Below are 16,972 nucleotides of genomic sequence, written 5' to 3'. Positions count from 1 at the left end.
ATGTTTAATGCGCCAGATAAATCTCCTGACGCTAGTGGTGGCCCAGCTCGCGCTGCAGCGCCAGATGCCAGCCTGGACTGGTAGGATGGGTCGCCTGACGGATGAGGACATCGCTGTGATCGAGTTTTTGTTGTACCTGCTGTTTGGCGCCGCCCTTGGCACATTGGGCGGCATATTCGGCATAGGCGGTGGTTTGATCGCGATTCCGCTGCTGGGCGTGTGGTTCGGCCTCGACCAGCAGATTGCCCAAGGCACGGCGCTGGTGATGGTGGTGCCCAATGTGATGCTGGCGCTGTGGCGTTATCACCAGCGCAATCGCATCGAGCTGCGCCATGCGTTGCCGTTGGCGGTCATGGGCTTCTGCTTCGCCTGGATCGGGTCGATCTGGGCGGTGGGCATCGATGCGCAAACCATGCGCATCGGCTTTGTCGCCTTCCTCGTGGTGCTCTCGGCGTACAACCTGCTGAAGATGTTCGGCAGGCGACCCGCAGCGACCTCCGAAATGCGTTACTCCTGGCCATGGCTCGGCGTGCTCGGCGCGGCGTCCGGAACCATGGGCGGTCTGTTCGGGGTCGGCGGGGCCGTGGTGGCGACGCCGGTGCTGACCAGCCTGTTCGGCACCAGCCAAGTGGTGGCCCAAGGGCTGTCGCTGGCCCTGGCGTTGCCAAGCACCGGGGTGACGCTGGTGACCTACGCAGTGCATCACGAGGTGGACTGGATGATCGGCCTGCCGCTGGCGATCGGCGGACTGGCGAGCATCAGTTGGGGGGTGAAAGTCGCCCACGCCATGCCGGAAAAGCTGCTGCGCGGGCTGTTCTGCGGTTTCCTGGTGCTGTGTGCGGTGATGCTCGCCTTTAAAGTTTGAAGCCTTCGACGATGTGCTCGGCCAGGCACTCGGTGATCGGCGACGGATTGTTCAGGTTGCGGATCAGCATGATGCTGGCCTCGGGCAGCAACGGCAGGTCTTCGTTGGCACCGAGAATGCGCATGTCCGGGGTGATCAGGCTTTCCAGTTGCGCGGTGATCGCCAGGCCCGCGCTCACCACGGCCATCAGCGCCGACAGGCTGGTGCTGTTATAGGCGATGCGGTAGTCGCGACCCATCGCGTCCAGCGCATTGCACGCCCACAAGCGGCAGAAACAATCACTGTTGAACATCGCCAGCGGCAACGGCGTCTGCTCGTGGGCGCTGAAATTTTGCGCCTCGGCCCAGACGAAACGTTCTTTGCGCAGCAACTGGCCGATCTCGTTGCCCGGCTCGCGGGTGACGATCGACAAGTCCAGGTCGGTGCGTTGCAACAGTTGTTTGCTGGATTCGCAGTGCACTTCGATCTGGATCAGCGGATAGAACTGGGCGAAGCGCGAGAGGATCCCCGGCAGGAAACGCATCACGTAATCGTCCGGCGTACCGATGCGCACGGTGCCGACCATGTGCGGCTCGCGCAGGGTGTTGAACACTTCACTGTGCAACTTGAGGATGCGTCGCGCATACCCGAGCAGCACTTGGCCCTCGGCAGTCAGGCGCACCTGGCGTCCATCACGCTCGAACAGTTGCCGCTGCAGCACGTCTTCTTCCAGTCGCTTCATCTGCATGCTCACCGCCGATTGCGTGCGGTTGACCATTTCGCCGGCGCGGGTAAACCCGCCCTGATCGGCAATCGCGACGAAGGTGCGCAGGACATCGGTATCGATACTGGGGTAGGCCGACAATTGATGAATCTCCGTGATGAATGCCATCAGAAACATTCGTTGGATTGATCTTAGCGCCAGGGCGAGACTTGAGCCATCCACAAGGAGGGCAACACGATGAAAGGTCAAAGAGAGTATGTAGACGACACAAAATTTTCCGGCCACGGCCATATCGTTTCCGACCTGCTGCATAAGTTCAGCCGCTGGTACGAACTGCACCGTGAACGCGAGTTGCTCGCCAGTCTGAGCGACGAAGCGCTGAAGGACATCGGGGTCAGCCGTGCCGACGTCGAACACGAGGCTGTCCGGCCGTTCTGGGACGATCCGATGCATAAATGATCAGGGCTTTACTACACAAACCACTTTCAGGTGAGGTAGGTTGCGAGCAGACAAGGAGATGTTCATGCCCGCGACTCTGGCCTTTTCCCTCAAACAGGCGCGACGTCTGGCGCTGGCTGCCCAAGGGTTCAACGGGCGCCAGCCGCCCACCGTCCGCGCGCCGCAGGTTAACCGGCTGATCGAACGGCTGGGCCTGCTGCAGATCGACTCCGTCAACGCTGTGGTGCGCTCGCACTACCTGCCGCTGTTTTCCCGTCTCGGTGCCTATTCCTCTGATTTGCTCGACCAGGCCGCCTGGAGTTCGGGGCGCCGTCGTACGCTGTTCGAATACTGGGGGCATGAAGCGTCGTTGCTGCCGCTGGCGATGTATCCGTTGCTCGGGTGGCGGATGCAGCGCGCCAAACGGGGCGAGGACATTTATCAACAACTGGCGAAGTTCGGCCGTGAGCAACAGGACGTTGTTCGCCGCGTGTTGCGCACGGTTGAGGCGCAGGGCGCGTTGGGTGCCGGCAGTCTGTCGACCCGCGAAGACAAGGCCGGGCCATGGTGGGACTGGAGCGCGGAAAAGCAGGCGCTGGAATGGTTGTTCGCAGCCGGTGAAGTGACCGTGGCCGGGCGTCGCGGTTTTGAACGTTTATATGATTTGCCGGAACGGGTGATCCCGGCGTCGATCCTGCAGCCGCCGCTGCCGGATGAAGCCAGCGCACAGCGCGGCTTGCTGCTGCACGCGGCCCAGGCGCTGGGTGTCGGCACGGAAAAGGACCTGCGGGATTATTTCCGCTTGAACCCGGGAGATGCGCGACCGCGTCTGGCGGAACTGGTCGAGGACGGGCAATTGCAAACCTGCGAAGTCGCCGGTTGGCGGCAGATCGCCTATTGCCTGCCGGAGCCGAAAGTGCCGCGCAAAGTCATCGCCAGCGCGTTGTTGTCGCCCTTCGATTCGTTGATCTGGGAGCGCAGTCGCACTGAGCGATTATTCGATTTCCGCTATCGATTGGAGATCTACACGCCGCAGGACAAACGGGTCTACGGCTATTACGTGCTGCCGTTTCTGTACAACGAGCGGATTGCTGCGCGGGTCGATCTGCGTGCGGAAAGAGCGTCGGGACGCCTGGCGGTGCATGCGGTGCACGAGGAAGAGCCGGGGCTGGAGGATGAAGGGATGCTGGCGCTGGCGTTGAATTTGCGGCGGATGGCCGATTGGCTGGGGCTTGCGCGAGTGCAGCTCAATTGTCAGCGCGAGAGTGCGGGGCGGTTGCGGGTGGCATTGGCTCAGACCGGCGGTGACTGATCTGACACCATCGCGAGCAGGCTCACTCCTACAAGGGAACGCATTCCAATGTAGGAGTGAGCCTGCTCGCGATAAGGCGACGCGGTTTAGCGGCGAACCTGCTTCAGCGTTTCGGCAATCAAAAACGCCAGTTCCAGCGACTGATCGGCATTCATTCGCGGATCGCAGTGGGTGTGATAACGATCCGACAAACCATCTTCAGTGATCGGCCGCGCACCGCCAATGCACTCGGTGACATTCTGCCCGGTCATCTCGATATGAATCCCGCCGGCATAAGTGCCTTCGGCTTCGTGCACCTGGAAGAACTGTTTCACTTCGCCGAGGATCTGCGCGAAGTCGCGGGTCTTGTAGCCGCTGCTGGCCTTGATGGTGTTGCCGTGCATCGGGTCCGAGCTCCACAGCACCTGCTTGCCCTCACGCTGCACCGCACGGATCAGCGCCGGCAGGTGATCGCCGACCTTGTTCGCGCCCATGCGGGCGATCAGGTTCAGGCGACCCGGATCGTTGTCCGGGTTGAGCACATCGATCAGGCGGATCAGGTCGTCCGGGTTCATGCTCGGGCCGACCTTCACGCCAATCGGGTTGTTCACCCCGCGCAAGAATTCGACGTGGGCGCCGTCGAGCTGACGGGTGCGGTCGCCGATCCACAGCATGTGCGCCGAGCAATCGTAGTAATCGTTGGTCAGGCTGTCGCGACGTACGAAGGCCTCTTCGTAGTTCAGCAGCAGCGCCTCATGGGCGGTGAAGAAACTGGTTTCGCGCAGTTGCGGCGAGCTGTCCATGCCGCAGGCGCGCATGAACGCCAGGGTTTCATCGATGCGGTCGGCGAGGTGGCTGTACTTCTCGGCCAATGCCGAGTTGGCGATGAAGTCCAGGTTCCACTTGTGCACCTGATGCAGGTCGGCAAAACCGCCCTGAGCGAAGGCGCGCAGCAGGTTCAGGGTGGCGGTGGACTGGTGATAGGACTGCAGCAAGCGCTCCGGATCCGGCACGCGACTCTTTTCGTCGAAACCGATGCCGTTGACGATGTCGCCACGGTAGGCCGGCAGGGTCACGCCGTCGAGGGTTTCGTCATTGGCCGAACGCGGTTTGGCGAACTGGCCGGCCATGCGCCCGACCTTGACCACCGGGCAGCCGGCGGCGAAGGTCATGACGATCGCCATCTGCAGCAACACTTTGAAGGTGTCGCGAATCTTCGCCGCGGAGAACTCGGCGAAGCTTTCCGCGCAATCGCCACCCTGTAGCAGGAACGCCCGGCCCTGAGTCACTTCGGCAAACTGGCGACGCAACTCGCGGGCTTCGCCGGCAAACACCAGCGGCGGGTAGCTGGCCAGCGTCTGCTCGACCTGGCGCAAGTGCGCGGCGTCGGGGTATTGGGGTTGTTGCTGGATCGGCAGGGCGCGCCAGCTGTCAGGGCTCCAGGGTTGGCTCATCACGGTCTCTAATTGGTTCTACGCACGGGAAGCCCATGGTAGCAGCAATTAGTGCGTGACCTGCTCCCGCCCCATCACCGACAATCGCCGCTTTGCCACGGTGCCAGAGCGGTGCCATCGCGTCACCGCGCCCGGTGACCATCAGGAGACGAAATGACTGAGGAGCGCGTCGAGCTGTTGCTCGCCGAGGTACAGGATGAGTTCGGCGTGATTCGCGTGCTGGAAGTGGCCGATTACCGCTTTCTGGAGTTCGGCGATGCCATCGAACAGAGCTGCGTGTTCACCGCCGATCCGAGCTGGCTCGAATACGACTACACCCGGGCGATGCTGATTGGCGCGTTGTGTCACGAACAACCGGAGAGTGCGCTGTTCCTCGGCCTCGGTGCCGGCACGCTGACTCAGGCCTGCCTCAAGTTCTTGCCGCTGGAAGACGTCGAAGCCATCGAACTGCGTCCGGATGTACCGCGCCTGGCCATCGAATACCTGGGGCTGGATGACGACCCGCGCCTGTATATTCGGGTCGGCGATGCGCTGGAATTGCTGCCGACGGCCGAGCCTGCGGATCTGATCTTCGTCGACCTGTATACCGACGTCGGCCCGGGTGTCGGGCATCTGGCCTGGAGTTTCCTCGGTGACTGTCAGAAACGCCTGAATCCGGGCGGCTGGCTGGTGATCAACCAGTGGGCCACCGATGACGGCAAGCCACTGGGTGCGGCGTTGTTGCGCGGGCTCTATCACCGGCATTACTGGGAACTGCCGGTGAAGGAGGGCAATGTGATTCTGATTGTGCCGGCGGACCTCGATCAGGCACTCGACATGCAGGCCCTGACCGCCCGGGCCGAAGCGCTGGCGCCACGGTTGGGGTATTCGTTGCAGTCGTTGATCAAGGCTATTCGCCCGGCGACCTGAGTGGCGACTCGGTTAATTGTAGGAGCTGCCGAAGGCTGCGATCTTTTGATCTTGTTTTTAAAAATCAAAGTCAAAAGATCGCAGCCTTCGGCAGCTCCTACAGGGGGCAGTTCATCAGATTCCTTTGAAAATGCCCGGCCGGCGTTCCACCAAAGATCTCACCCCCTCCTTGGCATCCTCACTGCCCAGCAACTTCTTCACCAACGCCGGCAACCCCTGCGCCGCCGCGGTCTCACCTTCATAGCGCGCCTGCCGCGCCGACATCAGCGTCGCCTGCACGCCCAGCGGTGCCTGCCGGGCAATCCGCTCGGCCAGTTCGATTGCCCGCGGCAACAGATCTTCGCTGGCCATCACTTCCTGCACCAGGCCAAGGCGCAACGCATCATACGCATCGAACTCATCACCGGTCAGCAGCCAGCGCATGGCATTGCCCCAGCCGGCCACCTGATGAAAACGTAACGTCGCACCACCAAAAGGAAATATCCCACGCTGCACTTCCATTTGGGCGAAGCGGGTATTGCTGGCGCAGAGGTTGATGTCCGCTGCGAGCATCAACTCGATGCCAATGGTCAGGCAGTAGCCCTGCGCGGCGACAATCACCGGTTTGTTGACCCGTGGCCCGACGAACACGCCCCACGGGTCGCAACCACCGGTCGGCACCACCCAGCCCTGCGCCAGCGCCGAGCTGGCATTCACCAGATCCAGACCGGCGGTAAAGTGCTCGCCATGGCCGAACACCACGGCCACCCGAGCTTCACTGTCGGCCTCGAACTCGCCATAGGCCATGCTCAGCGCGTTGAGCAGGTCGAGATCGAACGCGTTGCGTTTGGCGGCGCGATCCAGGCCGATCAGGTAGACATGACCACGACGTTCACGGCTGACGCGGCCGGGGCAGGGCTGATTCATGGGTAAATCCTCGGGCAGGAAGGGCGGGTGCAGCGACGGTATGCCGCACATCGGTGAATCGTTTAAGCGGCTTCACCCGCAGGGCCGGGCCTTTTGAAAAATAGACCTTCGCACGATTATCCGCAAAACCCCGTTACACAGCGGTGACACACGGATTCAGACGATAAAAAAAGCTCCCTTTTTGGGCAAAATCCGGTATAGTGCGCGCCGGCCTTTAACCGGGCCGCGTTTAGGTAGCGCAATTTCCCGAAGTCAGCTTCGGCTGCACGTCCGCATTGCGGGCTCTTCCCGGACGATTCTTTTTTTCATTCATTCGTTTTCGCAAATCCCCGCCGACAAAGCTGCCAGGGCGACTCTTGAGTCTCAACACGGCATGCGCAGCTTTGGAGCATGGGTCTTTGCGGATGCACTTAGAGGCAGACCCATGACCCAGGAAACCGGCGGATTCGCCGCTTTTAATCTTAACCCGAATATTCTTGCAGCCGTCGCAGCGACCGGCTACGAAGAGCCTTCGGCGATTCAGCAGCAATCGATCCCGATCATCATGGCCGGCCAGGACATGATTGGCCAGGCGCAAACCGGTACCGGTAAAACCGCCGCGTTCGCACTGCCTATTCTGCACTGCATCGATCCTGCCAAGCGCGAACCGCAAGCCCTGATCCTGGCGCCAACTCGAGAGTTGGCGCTGCAAGTAGCAACCGCTTTTGAAACCTACGCCAAGCAAATGCCAGGCGTCACCGTTGTCGCCGTTTACGGCGGCGCGCCGATGGGCCCGCAACTCAAGGCTATCCGTAACGGCGCACAGATCGTTGTCGCCACTCCGGGCCGTCTGTGCGACCACCTGCGTCGCGACGAGAAAGTCCTGTCGACCGTGAACCACCTGGTTCTCGACGAAGCTGACGAAATGTTGAAACTGGGCTTCATGGATGACCTGGAAGTCATCTTCAAGGCTCTGCCAGCGACCCGTCAGACCGTTTTGTTCTCGGCTACCCTGCCGCAGTCGATCCGCGCCATTGCCGAACGCCACCTGCGCGATCCGCAACACGTCAAGATCCAGACCAAGACCCAAACCGTTACCGCGATCGAACAGGCTCACCTGTTGGTTCACGCTGACCAGAAGACTTCGGCCGTTCTCAGCTTGCTGGAAGTGGAAGATTTCGACGCTCTGATCATGTTCGTGCGCACCAAGCAAGCGACCCTGGATCTGGCCAGTGCCCTCGACGCCAAAGGCTACAAAGCCGCTGCGCTGAACGGTGACATCGCCCAGAACCAGCGTGAGCGCGTCATCGACTCGCTGAAAGATGGCCGTCTGGACATCGTTGTGGCGACCGACGTTGCTGCCCGTGGTCTGGACGTTCCGCGCATCACCCACGTGTTCAACGTGGACATGCCGTACGATCCAGAGTCCTACGTTCACCGTATCGGCCGTACCGGCCGTGCCGGTCGCGAAGGCCGTGCACTGCTGCTGGTGACTCCACGTGAGCGCCGCATGCTGCAGGTGATCGAGCGTGTAACCGGTCAGAAGGTTGCCGAAGTGCGTCTGCCGGACGCTCAGGCTGTTCTCGATGCCCGCATCAAGAAACTGACCAACAGCCTGTCGCCGCTGGTTGCTGATGCCGAATCGACTCACGGCGAACTGCTGGATCGTCTGACCGCCGACATCGGTTGCACCCCGCGTGCCCTGGCTGCGGCTTTGCTGCGCAAGGCTACCAACGGTCAAGCGCTGAACCTGGCTGCGATCGAGAAGGAACGCCCACTGGTGCCGAACAACGCACCGCGTGGCGACCGTCCTGAGCGTACCGGTGATCGTCCGGATCGTGGTGACCGCGAGCGTCGTGCGCCAATGCCTTTGGGCGAAGGCCGTGCCCGTTGCCGTACCGCGCTGGGTGCGCGTGACGGTATCGCCGCCAAGAACCTGCTGGGCGCCATCCTCAACGAAGGTGGTCTGGCCCGCGAAGCGATCGGTCGCATCCAGGTGCGTGACAGCTTCAGCCTCGTCGAGCTGCCGGAAGATGGTCTGGACAAGCTGCTGACCAAGCTGAAGGACACTCGCGTCGCTGGCAAGCAGCTGAAACTGCGTCGCTACCGCGAAGATTGATCCGCTCTTGGGCTGATTGATCGAGCATAAAAAATCCCCGACTGGTTCGGGGATTTTTTATGCCTGTCTGAAAGATCAAAAGATCGCAGCCTTCGGCAGCTCCTACACAGGGTGTACTCATTCCCCACTGTAGGAGCTGCCGAAGGCTGCGATTTTTTGATTCTGCGTTTATCCGAAGCGATAGATATCCATGCCTAACGCACCCATCGTGAATCCCCGGTGCGCCACGCTGAATTCGCCCCCCGCACCCCGTGCGAAATACAACGGCAACAAGTGCTCATCGCTCGGATGGCTGCGCACCGCGTTCGGCGCCTGCTGACGGTAATCGTGCAGCGCTGCTTCGTCATTGGCCGCCAGCTTGTCGATCATCCAGTCACGAAAATCCCGTGCCCACGGTTCGACGCTTTCCGGGCCGGCGTGCCAGTCCAGTTCGCGCAGGTTGTGGGTGATGCTGCCGGAGCCGATCAGCAAAATGCCCTGATCGCGCAGACTCGCCAGTGCTCGTCCGACCTGGGTTTGCAGCGCCGGGCCGCGGCGACTCGGCAGCGACACCTGCACCACCGGAATATCCGCTTGTGGATACATCAGCGACAGCGGCACCCACACCCCGTGGTCGAACGGTCGTTGCGGGTCGAGGCGTGCTGGCAGATGCGCGGCCTGCAGCAATTGGGCGACGTCGGCCGCCAGTTGCGGATCGCCGGGTGCCGGGTACTGGACTTCGAACAGAGCGCGCGGGAAGCCGCCGAAGTCGTGCCAGGTTTCTGGGTGCGGGTTGCTACTGACCAGCAGCTCCTGACTGTCCCAGTGGGCGGAAACAATGACGATGGCTTTGGGTTTTGGCAGCTCGGCCGCCAGGCGCGCGAAGGCCGGGCCGCTGGCGCCGGGCTCCAGCGCCAGCATTGGCGAGCCGTGGGAGATAAACAGGCTGGGAAACATGGAAAGGTTCCTGAGCGGTAAGATGGCCCATCTTCAGTCAGTTTATTGATCTAAATCTAATATAAGTTTTAACGCCTTTTGATCGATTTTTTTGGGGTGATGCATGCAGCCTGAGTTTTGGCACAAGAAGTGGGAATCCAATCAGATCGGCTTTCATCGGCCTGAGGTGAACCCGTATCTGCAGCAGCACTGGGCGGTACCGACAACGGCGCGAGTGCTCGTGCCGTTGTGTGGGAAAAGTCTGGATTTGACGTGGCTGGCCGGGCGCGGTCATCAGGTGCTTGGGATCGAACTGTCGGAAAAGGCCATCGAGAGCTTTTTCAATGAGCATCAGGTGCAGCCGCAGATCAGCCAGAAGGGTGCGTTCAAGGTCTATCGCGGTGACGCCATCGAGTTGTGGTGCGGCGACTTTTTTGCGCTGACAGCGAGCGATGTAGACGATTGCACCGCGTTATACGACCGCGCCGCGCTGATCGCCTTGCCAGCGCCGATGCGTGAACGTTATGCGGCGCATCTTCAGCAGATCCTGGCGCAGCGTGTGCAAGGGCTGTTGATTACGCTGGATTACGATCAGGCGCAGATGCCAGGGCCACCGTTTGCGGTGGGGGATGATGAAGTGCAGCGGTTGCTGAGCGAAGTCTGGCAGGTGCAGGTGCTTGAGGAGCAGGATGTGCTGGCAGAGAGTGTCAGGTTCCTGCAGGCGGGCGTGACGCGGTTGGAGGAGCGGGTTTACCGGGTTTCCTCCTGATAGATTTTTGCTGACAGTGCCGGCCCCTTCGCGAGCAGGCTCGCTCCCACACTGGACCTGTATACAACAATCCAATGTGGGAGCAAGCCTGCTCGCGAAGAGGTCATCAGCAACAACCATTATTCGTATGTATAAAAAAGGCCCGCATCACTGCGGGCCTTTTTCATGGTCACACCGGTCAAATCAACCGCGACGACGCAGGGCGTCGATACGCTCTTCCAGCGGCGGGTGGCTCATGAACATGCGGGCAAAGCCCTGTTTGATGCCACCGTTGATACCAAAGGCGTTCAGGGTGTCCGGCATGTGCACCGGCAGGCCCTGTTCGGCGCGCAGGCGTTGCAGGGCGCCGATCATCGCGTTGGTACCCGCCAGACGTGCGCCGGCTTCGTCGGCGCGGAATTCGCGTTTACGCGAGAACCACATGACGATGGCGCTGGCGAGAATGCCCAGTACCAGTTCGGCGAAGATGGTCGCCACGTAGTAGGCGATGCCTTGGCCTTCTTCGTTCTTGAAGATCACCTTGTCGACGAAGTTGCCGATGATCCGCGCAAAGAACATCACGAAGGTGTTCACCACGCCCTGGATCAGGGCCAGGGTGACCATGTCACCGTTGGCCACGTGACCGATTTCGTGGGCCAGCACGGCTTTCACTTCATCCGGCGAAAAGCGCTCGAGCAGGCCCTGGCTGACCGCGACCAGCGCGTCGTTCTTGTTCCAGCCGGTGGCGAAGGCGTTTGCTTCGTAGGCCGGGAAAATACCGACTTCGGGCATCTTGATCCCGGCTTCGCGGGACAGTTGCTCGACGGTTTGCAGCAGCCATTGCTCATGCCGGGTGCGTGGCTGGGTGATGATCTGGGTGCTGGTGCTCATCTTCGCCATCCACTTGGAGATGAACAGCGAGAACAGCGAACCGGCGAAACCAAAGACCGCACAGAAAACCAGCAGCTGACTGAGGTTGAGATCAACCCCGTTGGCCGCCATGAACCCGTTGAAGCCGAACAGGCTCAGGGTGATGCTGGCTATCAGCACGACCGCCAGGTTAGTGGCCAAAAACAGCAGGATGCGCATCATGGTTGTAGAAATCTCCTCAAGCTAAAGATGTAGCGTACTGCGGGGTATATAAGGTGCGGCACCGGGTGATTCAACCGAGTGACTATTTCAAACTGTGTCCTACAGCGCATTGCGGGGTCTGCAGGTCATTGCCCACGATCAAAACCGAAAGGGCTGACAGGCAGCCGCCTCCCGCCGCCATTACGTCAGACGCGTTTAAGCCATATGAATCGCAAGTGTAGAAGGCGCAGCGAGGCGGGGGAGGGCAGAAGTGTTGCTGAATCAGACAGTGCGCAACGTGGGGGCCGTTGCGCACTGTTGGCCGGTTATTGGCGGTAGGATTTGAGGAAGTTGCCGATGCGGCCGATGGCCATCTCGAGATCGTCGATACGCGGCAGCGTGACCACGCGGAAGTGATCCGGCCACGGCCAGTTGAACGCCGTGCCTTGCACCACCAGCAGCTTCTCGGAGAGCAGCAGGTCGAGGACGAATTTCTCGTCGTTGTGGATTGGGCAGACCTTCGGGTCGATCCGTGGGAACGCATACAGCGCGCCCATCGGTTTCACGCAGCTGACGCCCGGAATGTCGTTGAGCAACTCCCAGGTGCGGTTGCGCTGCTCGAGCAGGCGACCTTGCGGCAGCACCAGATCGTTGATGCTCTGGTAGCCACCGAGGGCGGTCTGGATCGCATGCTGGCTCGGCACGTTGGCACACAGGCGCATGTTGGCCAGCATGTCGATGCCTTCAATGTAGCTCTGGGCATTGTGTTTCGGCCCGGAGATGGCGATCCAGCCGGAGCGGAAACCGGCTACGCGGTAGGATTTCGACAGGCCGTTGAAGGTCAGGCACAGCAGGTCCGGGGCCAGCGAAGCGGTGCAGATGTGCACGGCGTCGTCGTAGAGGATCTTGTCGTAGATCTCGTCGGAGAACACCACCAGGTTGTGCGCGCGGGCGATTTCCAGCATCCCCAGCAACACTTCCTTCGAATACACCGCGCCGGTCGGGTTGTTCGGGTTAATGATCACCATGGCCTTGGTGTTCGGGGTGATCTTGGCCTTGATGTCGGCCAGATCAGGGAACCAGCCGGCCCCCTCGTCGCACAGATAATGCACGGCGTTGCCGCCGGCCAGGCTCACGGCCGCGGTCCACAGCGGGTAGTCCGGGGCCGGTACCAGCACTTCGTCGCCGTTGTTGAGCAGCGCCTGCAACGACATCACGATCAGTTCGGACACGCCGTTGCCCAGGTAGATGTCTTCAATGCCGACACCTTCAACGTTTTTTTGCTGGTAGTACTGCATCACCGCTTTACGGGCGCTGAACAGACCTTTGGAGTCGCTGTAGCCCTGCGCCGTCGGCAGGTTGCGGATCACATCCTGGAGAATTTCGTCCGGCGCTTCGAAACCAAACGGCGCCGGGTTGCCGATGTTCAGCTTGAGGATGCGCTGGCCTTCCTCCTCCAGACGTTTGGCGTGCTTGAGCACCGGGCCGCGAATGTCGTAGCAGACGTTGGCGAGCTTGTTCGATTTGCTGAACTGCATGGCGATGTGATCCCGAAAATGAACGATCCAGACGGCGGATGGCCAACCGTACTGGGATTCCTGCGTCTTCGCACAGGCGGAGTCTTGCGCCCTGGCGCCGAGAATCCGTTTGAATGCGCCCGGTCTGGCTGCCAGACTGGCGTGTGACGAGGCGCAATCATACGTGCCACCCGATCCGTGGAAAAGGTACAGATCGGGCTTTTTCAGCCGCTGAGGTGTGATGATGGAAAAGTTGGAAAAAACCCTGGAAGAATGGCGTGCGATGCTCGACCCGGAGCAGTACAACGTGTGCCGTCTCAGTGCGACCGAACGGCCGTTCTCCGGCAAATACAACGCCACCAAGACCGCCGGTGTCTATCACTGCGTCTGCTGCAACGAGGCGCTGTTCGATTCCACGACCAAATTCGATTCCGGCTGCGGCTGGCCGAGTTTCTACGCGCCGATCGGCGAAAGCGCCATGACCGAAATCCGCGATACCAGCCACGGCATGATCCGCACCGAAGTGAAATGTGCCAAATGTGATGCGCATCTGGGACACGTATTCCCTGACGGACCGCCGCCGACCGGTCTGCGCTATTGCATCAACTCGGTGTGCCTGAATCTCGAGCCGCGCGAATAATCGAGCGGGCGACCTTCGGGTCGCCTTTCGGAGAATTAAATTGCACACAATTTAATTGCTCGCTATGTTTTGCTTTTCCCGATAACCCGCGGAGCCAACCCATGAGCGCCAACCTGCTGAATATCCCGGTCACCAACATCAAGGGTGAGCAAAAGACCCTCGCCGATTACGCTGGCAAAGCGGTGCTGGTGGTCAACACCGCCAGCAAGTGCGGTTTCACCCCGCAATACAAAGGCCTGGAAGAGCTGTGGCAGACCTACAAGGATCAGGGCCTGGTGGTGCTGGGTTTCCCGTGCAATCAGTTCGGCAAGCAGGAGCCGGGCAACGAGGGCGCGATCAGTGAGTTCTGTGAGCTGAACTACGGCGTCAGTTTCCCGTTGTTCAAGAAGATCGACGTCAACGGGGCCGACGCGCATCCGCTGTTCGTGCAGTTGAAAAAGCGCGCTCCGGGCCTGCTCGGCTCTCAAGGCATCAAGTGGAACTTCACCAAGTTCCTGATTGGCAAGGATGGTCAACTGGTCAAGCGTTTTGCCCCGACCACCAAGCCGCAGGAGCTGAGCGGCGAGATCGAAGCCCTGCTCAAATGAACAGCCTGCCCGTCGATTCGCTGAAGCTCGACAGCCAGTTGTGCTTCAAGCTGTACGCCGCGTCCCGGGCGGTGATTCGTGCCTACAAACCGATGCTCGATCAGCTTGGCCTGACTTACCCGCAGTACCTGGCGATGCTGGTGCTGTGGGAATGGCAGGACAGTGCGCCGGAGCAACCGACGGTGAAGGCCTTGGGCGAGCGCCTGGCGCTGGATTCCGGCACGCTGACGCCGCTGCTCAAGCGTCTTGAGCAGCTGCAGTTGGTGCAGCGCCAGCGCTCGGCGCGCGATGAACGCGAAGTCCACCTGAGCCTGACCGCGCAAGGGCAGGCGCTGCGCGAACAGGTCGGGCCACTCAAGGCCCGCTTGTTGTGCGACAGCGGGGTGGACCTCGATCGGCTCAACGATTTGCGCAACGGTCTCGATCACCTGCTGGGCCAGATCAAAGCACTGTCGTAGTCGGGATCCACTGGTCGAGCAGCGCCGCCAGCTCTTCGCGGCGGAACGGCTTGGCCAGGTAATCGCTCATGCCGGCGGCGCGGCACCGCTCGCGTTCCTCGGACATGGCGTTGGCCGTCAGCGCGACGATCGGCAGATGCGGCCAGCGCCCGCTCTGGCGGATCTGCCGGCTCGCTTCGTAGCCGTCCATCACCGGCATGTTGCAGTCCATCAGCACCAGATCGAATTCATCGTGTTCCAGTTGATCGAGCGCTTCGGCGCCGTGGGCCGCGACCACCACGTCGCAGCCGAGTTTGCCGAGCATGCCTTTGGCCACCAGTTGGTTGACCGGATTGTCCTCCACCAGCAGCACCTTGCCGCGCCGTCGGACCGGCAGGTTCTCGAGGCGCGCATCGTTGATTGTGGTGACATCGGCCAGCAGGATGCGCCGCAGGATCTGATACAGCGCGTTGCGCGCCAGCGGCCGGGCCTGTTGCTGCAACGGGGCGAGCGCGGCGGCCTCTTCCCCGGGCATGAAACTGCCGTAGGCGGTGACCACCAGGATCGGTGTGCTGACGGTCGGGCGCAGACTGAACAGGCACTCCGGGCAATCGGTGATCACCAGGTCGGGCGACAGGCCCAGCAACGGATCGTCCATGGTGCGCTGTTCATAGGTCACGCTCCACACCGGCAGCAAGGTCTTGAGCAACTCTGCCAGCCCGCTGCTGGAGGCGGTGATCGCCAGGACCTTGCCGTGCAGCGGTGGCGGCATGACCGCCCGGGTGTGGCATGGCAGCGGCAGCTCGGCGCAGAACTGACTGCCGAAACCGGCTTCGGAACTGATGGTCAGTCGGCCCTGCATGGCTTCGCACAGGTTGTAGGTCAGCGCCAGACCGAGGCCGGTGCCACCGTACTGACGGGTGATGCCGGCGCCGGCCTGGGTGAACGGCTGGAAGATCTTCACCTGAGCGTCCTGGGCGATGCCGATCCCGGTATCGCAAACTTCGATGCGCACCCCGTCCTGATGGGCGGAGAGGCGCACATCGACCCGGCCGAACCGGGTGAATTTCAGGGCATTGGACAACAGGTTGCTGACGATCTGCCGCACCCGGGTCGGATCGCCCAGCACCAGCGCCGGGAAATGCGGGTCGATCAGGCACGTCAGTTCGACACTGGGCGCCGCATTCTGCGACAGCAGGTTGGCGGTGTCCTCGACCAGCGAGCCGAGGTCGAACGGGATGTGTTCAAGCTCCAGTTGCCCGGCATCGAACTTGGACAGGTCGAGAATATCGTTGAGCAACTCCACCAGAACCTTGCCCGAGTCATGGGCAATCGACAGCTGTTGCTGCTGCTCGGCGTTCAGCGGTCCGTCGAGGGAGAGGGCGATCATTCCCAGCAAGCCGTTGAGCGGCGTGCGGATCTCGTGGCTCATGTTGGCGAGGAACGCCGAACGCGCTTCGGCCATGTCCAGTGCGGTGCTGCGGGCGATTTCCAGCTCCTGGTTGGACTGGCTGAGCCGCGCGTTGATGGCCTTGAGTTCGGCGGTGCGGGCCGAGACGATGTGCTCCAGTTGCCCGAGGTAATCGGTCAGGCGGTTTTCGGCGTTGCGCCGTTGCTGGATTTCTGTGGCGATGTTGTCGAACTGCTGGTTGGCAACCCTGACCAGTTCGCCGATTTCGTCATTGGCGTGTCCGGCCGGGCATTCCAGCTTGGTCGGCTCTGCGCTGCGCGCGTCGCGTCCGCTGAGTTCGCGGATCAGCCGTACCAGTGGCTTGGTCAGCATTACGTAGAACAGCGCCAGGAGAATCCCGGTGAGGATCAGGCTGCGGGCAAAGCCGTTGAGCAGGGTCACCTCGGCGCGGCGCAGGAAGCGGCTGCCGAAGGCGTAGGTGTCGACTTCCAGGCTCAGCGTGCCCAGCGATTCGTTGGGCAAGTGATCGAGGTACAGGCGGTCTTCGAACTGGCGCTTGGCGCCGAACAGGAAGTCGCTGATCACCCGATAGCCGCTTTGCAGCTCCGGGCGTTTGACGCTGGCCAGTACATTGCCGTTGTTGTCGGTCAGCTGCGCAGAGATGATCGCCGGCGAACGCAACAGGCCCAGGGTCAGTTCCTGAGCCAGTTCCGCGTCGATGTTGTAGGCGATCCGCGACGCCGGATTGTGGCTGATTTCCAGCAACGACAGGATTTCACGGTTGATGGAGGCGTCTTCGCTGGCATAATCGATGCCGATTTGCAGCAGGCTGAGCAGCGTGCCCAGAATGAACCCGACCAGCACAGTGAATCTGGCTTGCTTGTAAGACAGCCGGTGGGTGAATTTGATATCCATGGGGTGTTGAACCACTTCCGTTTCCCTTCGCTGCTCAAGCATAGTCGATCATGTATGGATACCGAGG

Annotated in this window: 16 protein-coding genes; 9 read left to right on the top strand and 7 right to left on the bottom strand. The window is 61.3% G+C overall.

The annotated features are described in order from the left end of the window. Positions 1 to 115 precede the first annotated feature (115 nt). Complete coding sequence (locus J5M57_RS12325) at positions 116 to 865, top strand: sulfite exporter TauE/SafE family protein (RefSeq protein WP_207848169.1); 750 nt, start codon at positions 116 to 118, stop codon at positions 863 to 865. Here J5M57_RS12325 and J5M57_RS12320 read toward each other — a convergent pair. Next, complete coding sequence (locus J5M57_RS12320; protein WP_047295460.1) at positions 855 to 1,709, bottom strand: LysR substrate-binding domain-containing protein; 855 nt, start codon at positions 1,707 to 1,709, stop codon at positions 855 to 857. The two genes, J5M57_RS12325 and J5M57_RS12320, sit on opposite strands and share 11 nt — an antisense overlap. Positions 1,710 to 1,805: 96 nt before the next feature. Here J5M57_RS12320 and J5M57_RS12315 point away from each other — a divergent pair, with 96 nt between their 5' ends. Next, positions 1,806 to 2,027, top strand: coding sequence for a DUF1127 domain-containing protein (locus J5M57_RS12315; protein WP_064588572.1), 222 nt, complete (start codon positions 1,806 to 1,808; stop codon positions 2,025 to 2,027). 64 nt (positions 2,028 to 2,091) lie between these two features. Then, the gene (locus tag J5M57_RS12310; RefSeq protein WP_207848125.1) at positions 2,092 to 3,318 is read left to right on the top strand and encodes a winged helix-turn-helix domain-containing protein; all 1,227 of its coding nucleotides are present in this window, start codon (positions 2,092 to 2,094) and stop codon (positions 3,316 to 3,318) included. An 86-nt stretch (positions 3,319 to 3,404) separates the two neighbouring features. On the opposite strand, the gene J5M57_RS12305 is transcribed toward J5M57_RS12310, so the two are convergent. Then, positions 3,405 to 4,751, bottom strand: coding sequence for a 3-deoxy-7-phosphoheptulonate synthase class II (locus J5M57_RS12305; RefSeq protein WP_041069567.1), 1,347 nt, complete (start codon positions 4,749 to 4,751; stop codon positions 3,405 to 3,407). Positions 4,752 to 4,904: 153 nt separating this feature from the next. Here J5M57_RS12305 and J5M57_RS12300 point away from each other — a divergent pair, with 153 nt between their 5' ends. Further along, positions 4,905 to 5,660: a spermidine synthase gene (locus tag J5M57_RS12300; RefSeq protein ID WP_169842003.1), complete on the top strand. Its 756-nt coding sequence runs from the start codon at positions 4,905 to 4,907 to the stop codon at positions 5,658 to 5,660. A 114-nt stretch (positions 5,661 to 5,774) separates the two neighbouring features. Here J5M57_RS12300 and J5M57_RS12295 read toward each other — a convergent pair whose 3' ends face one another. Further along, on the bottom strand, positions 5,775 to 6,566 hold the full coding sequence (locus J5M57_RS12295) for a crotonase/enoyl-CoA hydratase family protein (RefSeq protein WP_207848126.1): 792 nt from the start codon (positions 6,564 to 6,566) through the stop codon (positions 5,775 to 5,777). 424 nt (positions 6,567 to 6,990) lie between these two features. On the opposite strand from J5M57_RS12295, the gene J5M57_RS12290 reads away from it, so the two are divergent. Next, positions 6,991 to 8,664 (top strand): DEAD/DEAH box helicase, encoded by a 1,674-nt coding sequence (locus J5M57_RS12290; protein ID WP_169842001.1) that lies wholly within the window; start codon positions 6,991 to 6,993, stop codon positions 8,662 to 8,664. Between the two features lie 168 nt (positions 8,665 to 8,832). Here the strand turns inward: J5M57_RS12290 and J5M57_RS12285 are convergent, their stop codons facing one another. After that, a complete protein-coding gene (locus J5M57_RS12285; protein WP_207848127.1) occupies positions 8,833 to 9,600 on the bottom strand; it encodes a class III extradiol ring-cleavage dioxygenase in 768 nt (255 codons plus the stop codon). Positions 9,601 to 9,703: 103 nt separating this feature from the next. On the opposite strand from J5M57_RS12285, the gene J5M57_RS12280 reads away from it, so the two are divergent. Continuing rightward, positions 9,704 to 10,348: a thiopurine S-methyltransferase gene (locus tag J5M57_RS12280; protein WP_207848128.1), complete on the top strand. Its 645-nt coding sequence runs from the start codon at positions 9,704 to 9,706 to the stop codon at positions 10,346 to 10,348. A 183-nt stretch (positions 10,349 to 10,531) separates the two neighbouring features. Here J5M57_RS12280 and htpX read toward each other — a convergent pair whose 3' ends face one another. Together htpX and J5M57_RS12270 are read right to left on the bottom strand one after the other, a co-directional pair. Further along, on the bottom strand, positions 10,532 to 11,419 hold the full coding sequence (gene htpX / locus J5M57_RS12275) for a protease HtpX (RefSeq protein ID WP_045122567.1): 888 nt from the start codon (positions 11,417 to 11,419) through the stop codon (positions 10,532 to 10,534). A 305-nt stretch (positions 11,420 to 11,724) separates the two neighbouring features. Further along, complete coding sequence (locus J5M57_RS12270) at positions 11,725 to 12,936, bottom strand: pyridoxal phosphate-dependent aminotransferase (protein ID WP_207848129.1); 1,212 nt, start codon at positions 12,934 to 12,936, stop codon at positions 11,725 to 11,727. A gap of 223 nt (positions 12,937 to 13,159) precedes the next feature. Here J5M57_RS12270 and msrB point away from each other — a divergent pair, with 223 nt between their 5' ends. The 3 genes from msrB (at position 13,160) to J5M57_RS12255 (ending at position 14,600) form a co-directional block, all read left to right on the top strand. Next, the gene (msrB, locus tag J5M57_RS12265) at positions 13,160 to 13,555 is read left to right on the top strand and encodes a peptide-methionine (R)-S-oxide reductase MsrB (protein ID WP_169841998.1); all 396 of its coding nucleotides are present in this window, start codon (positions 13,160 to 13,162) and stop codon (positions 13,553 to 13,555) included. Positions 13,556 to 13,656: 101 nt separating this feature from the next. After that, complete coding sequence (locus J5M57_RS12260) at positions 13,657 to 14,142, top strand: glutathione peroxidase (RefSeq protein ID WP_064588563.1); 486 nt, start codon at positions 13,657 to 13,659, stop codon at positions 14,140 to 14,142. Continuing rightward, complete coding sequence (locus tag J5M57_RS12255; protein ID WP_207848130.1) at positions 14,139 to 14,600, top strand: MarR family transcriptional regulator; 462 nt, start codon at positions 14,139 to 14,141, stop codon at positions 14,598 to 14,600. Before J5M57_RS12260 ends, J5M57_RS12255 begins: the two co-directional genes overlap by 4 nt. On the opposite strand, the gene J5M57_RS12250 is transcribed toward J5M57_RS12255, so the two are convergent. After that, positions 14,584 to 16,905, bottom strand: a complete 2,322-nt coding sequence (locus J5M57_RS12250) for a response regulator (RefSeq protein WP_207848131.1) — start codon at positions 16,903 to 16,905, stop codon at positions 14,584 to 14,586. The genes J5M57_RS12255 and J5M57_RS12250 overlap by 17 nt on opposite strands. Positions 16,906 to 16,972 lie beyond the last annotated feature (67 nt).

Source organism: Pseudomonas sp. 86_A, assembly GCF_017491705.1.
In the GTDB taxonomy this organism is placed as follows: domain Bacteria; phylum Pseudomonadota; class Gammaproteobacteria; order Pseudomonadales; family Pseudomonadaceae; genus Aquipseudomonas; species Aquipseudomonas koreensis.
This window is presented reverse-complemented; position numbering and strand designations above follow the sequence as displayed.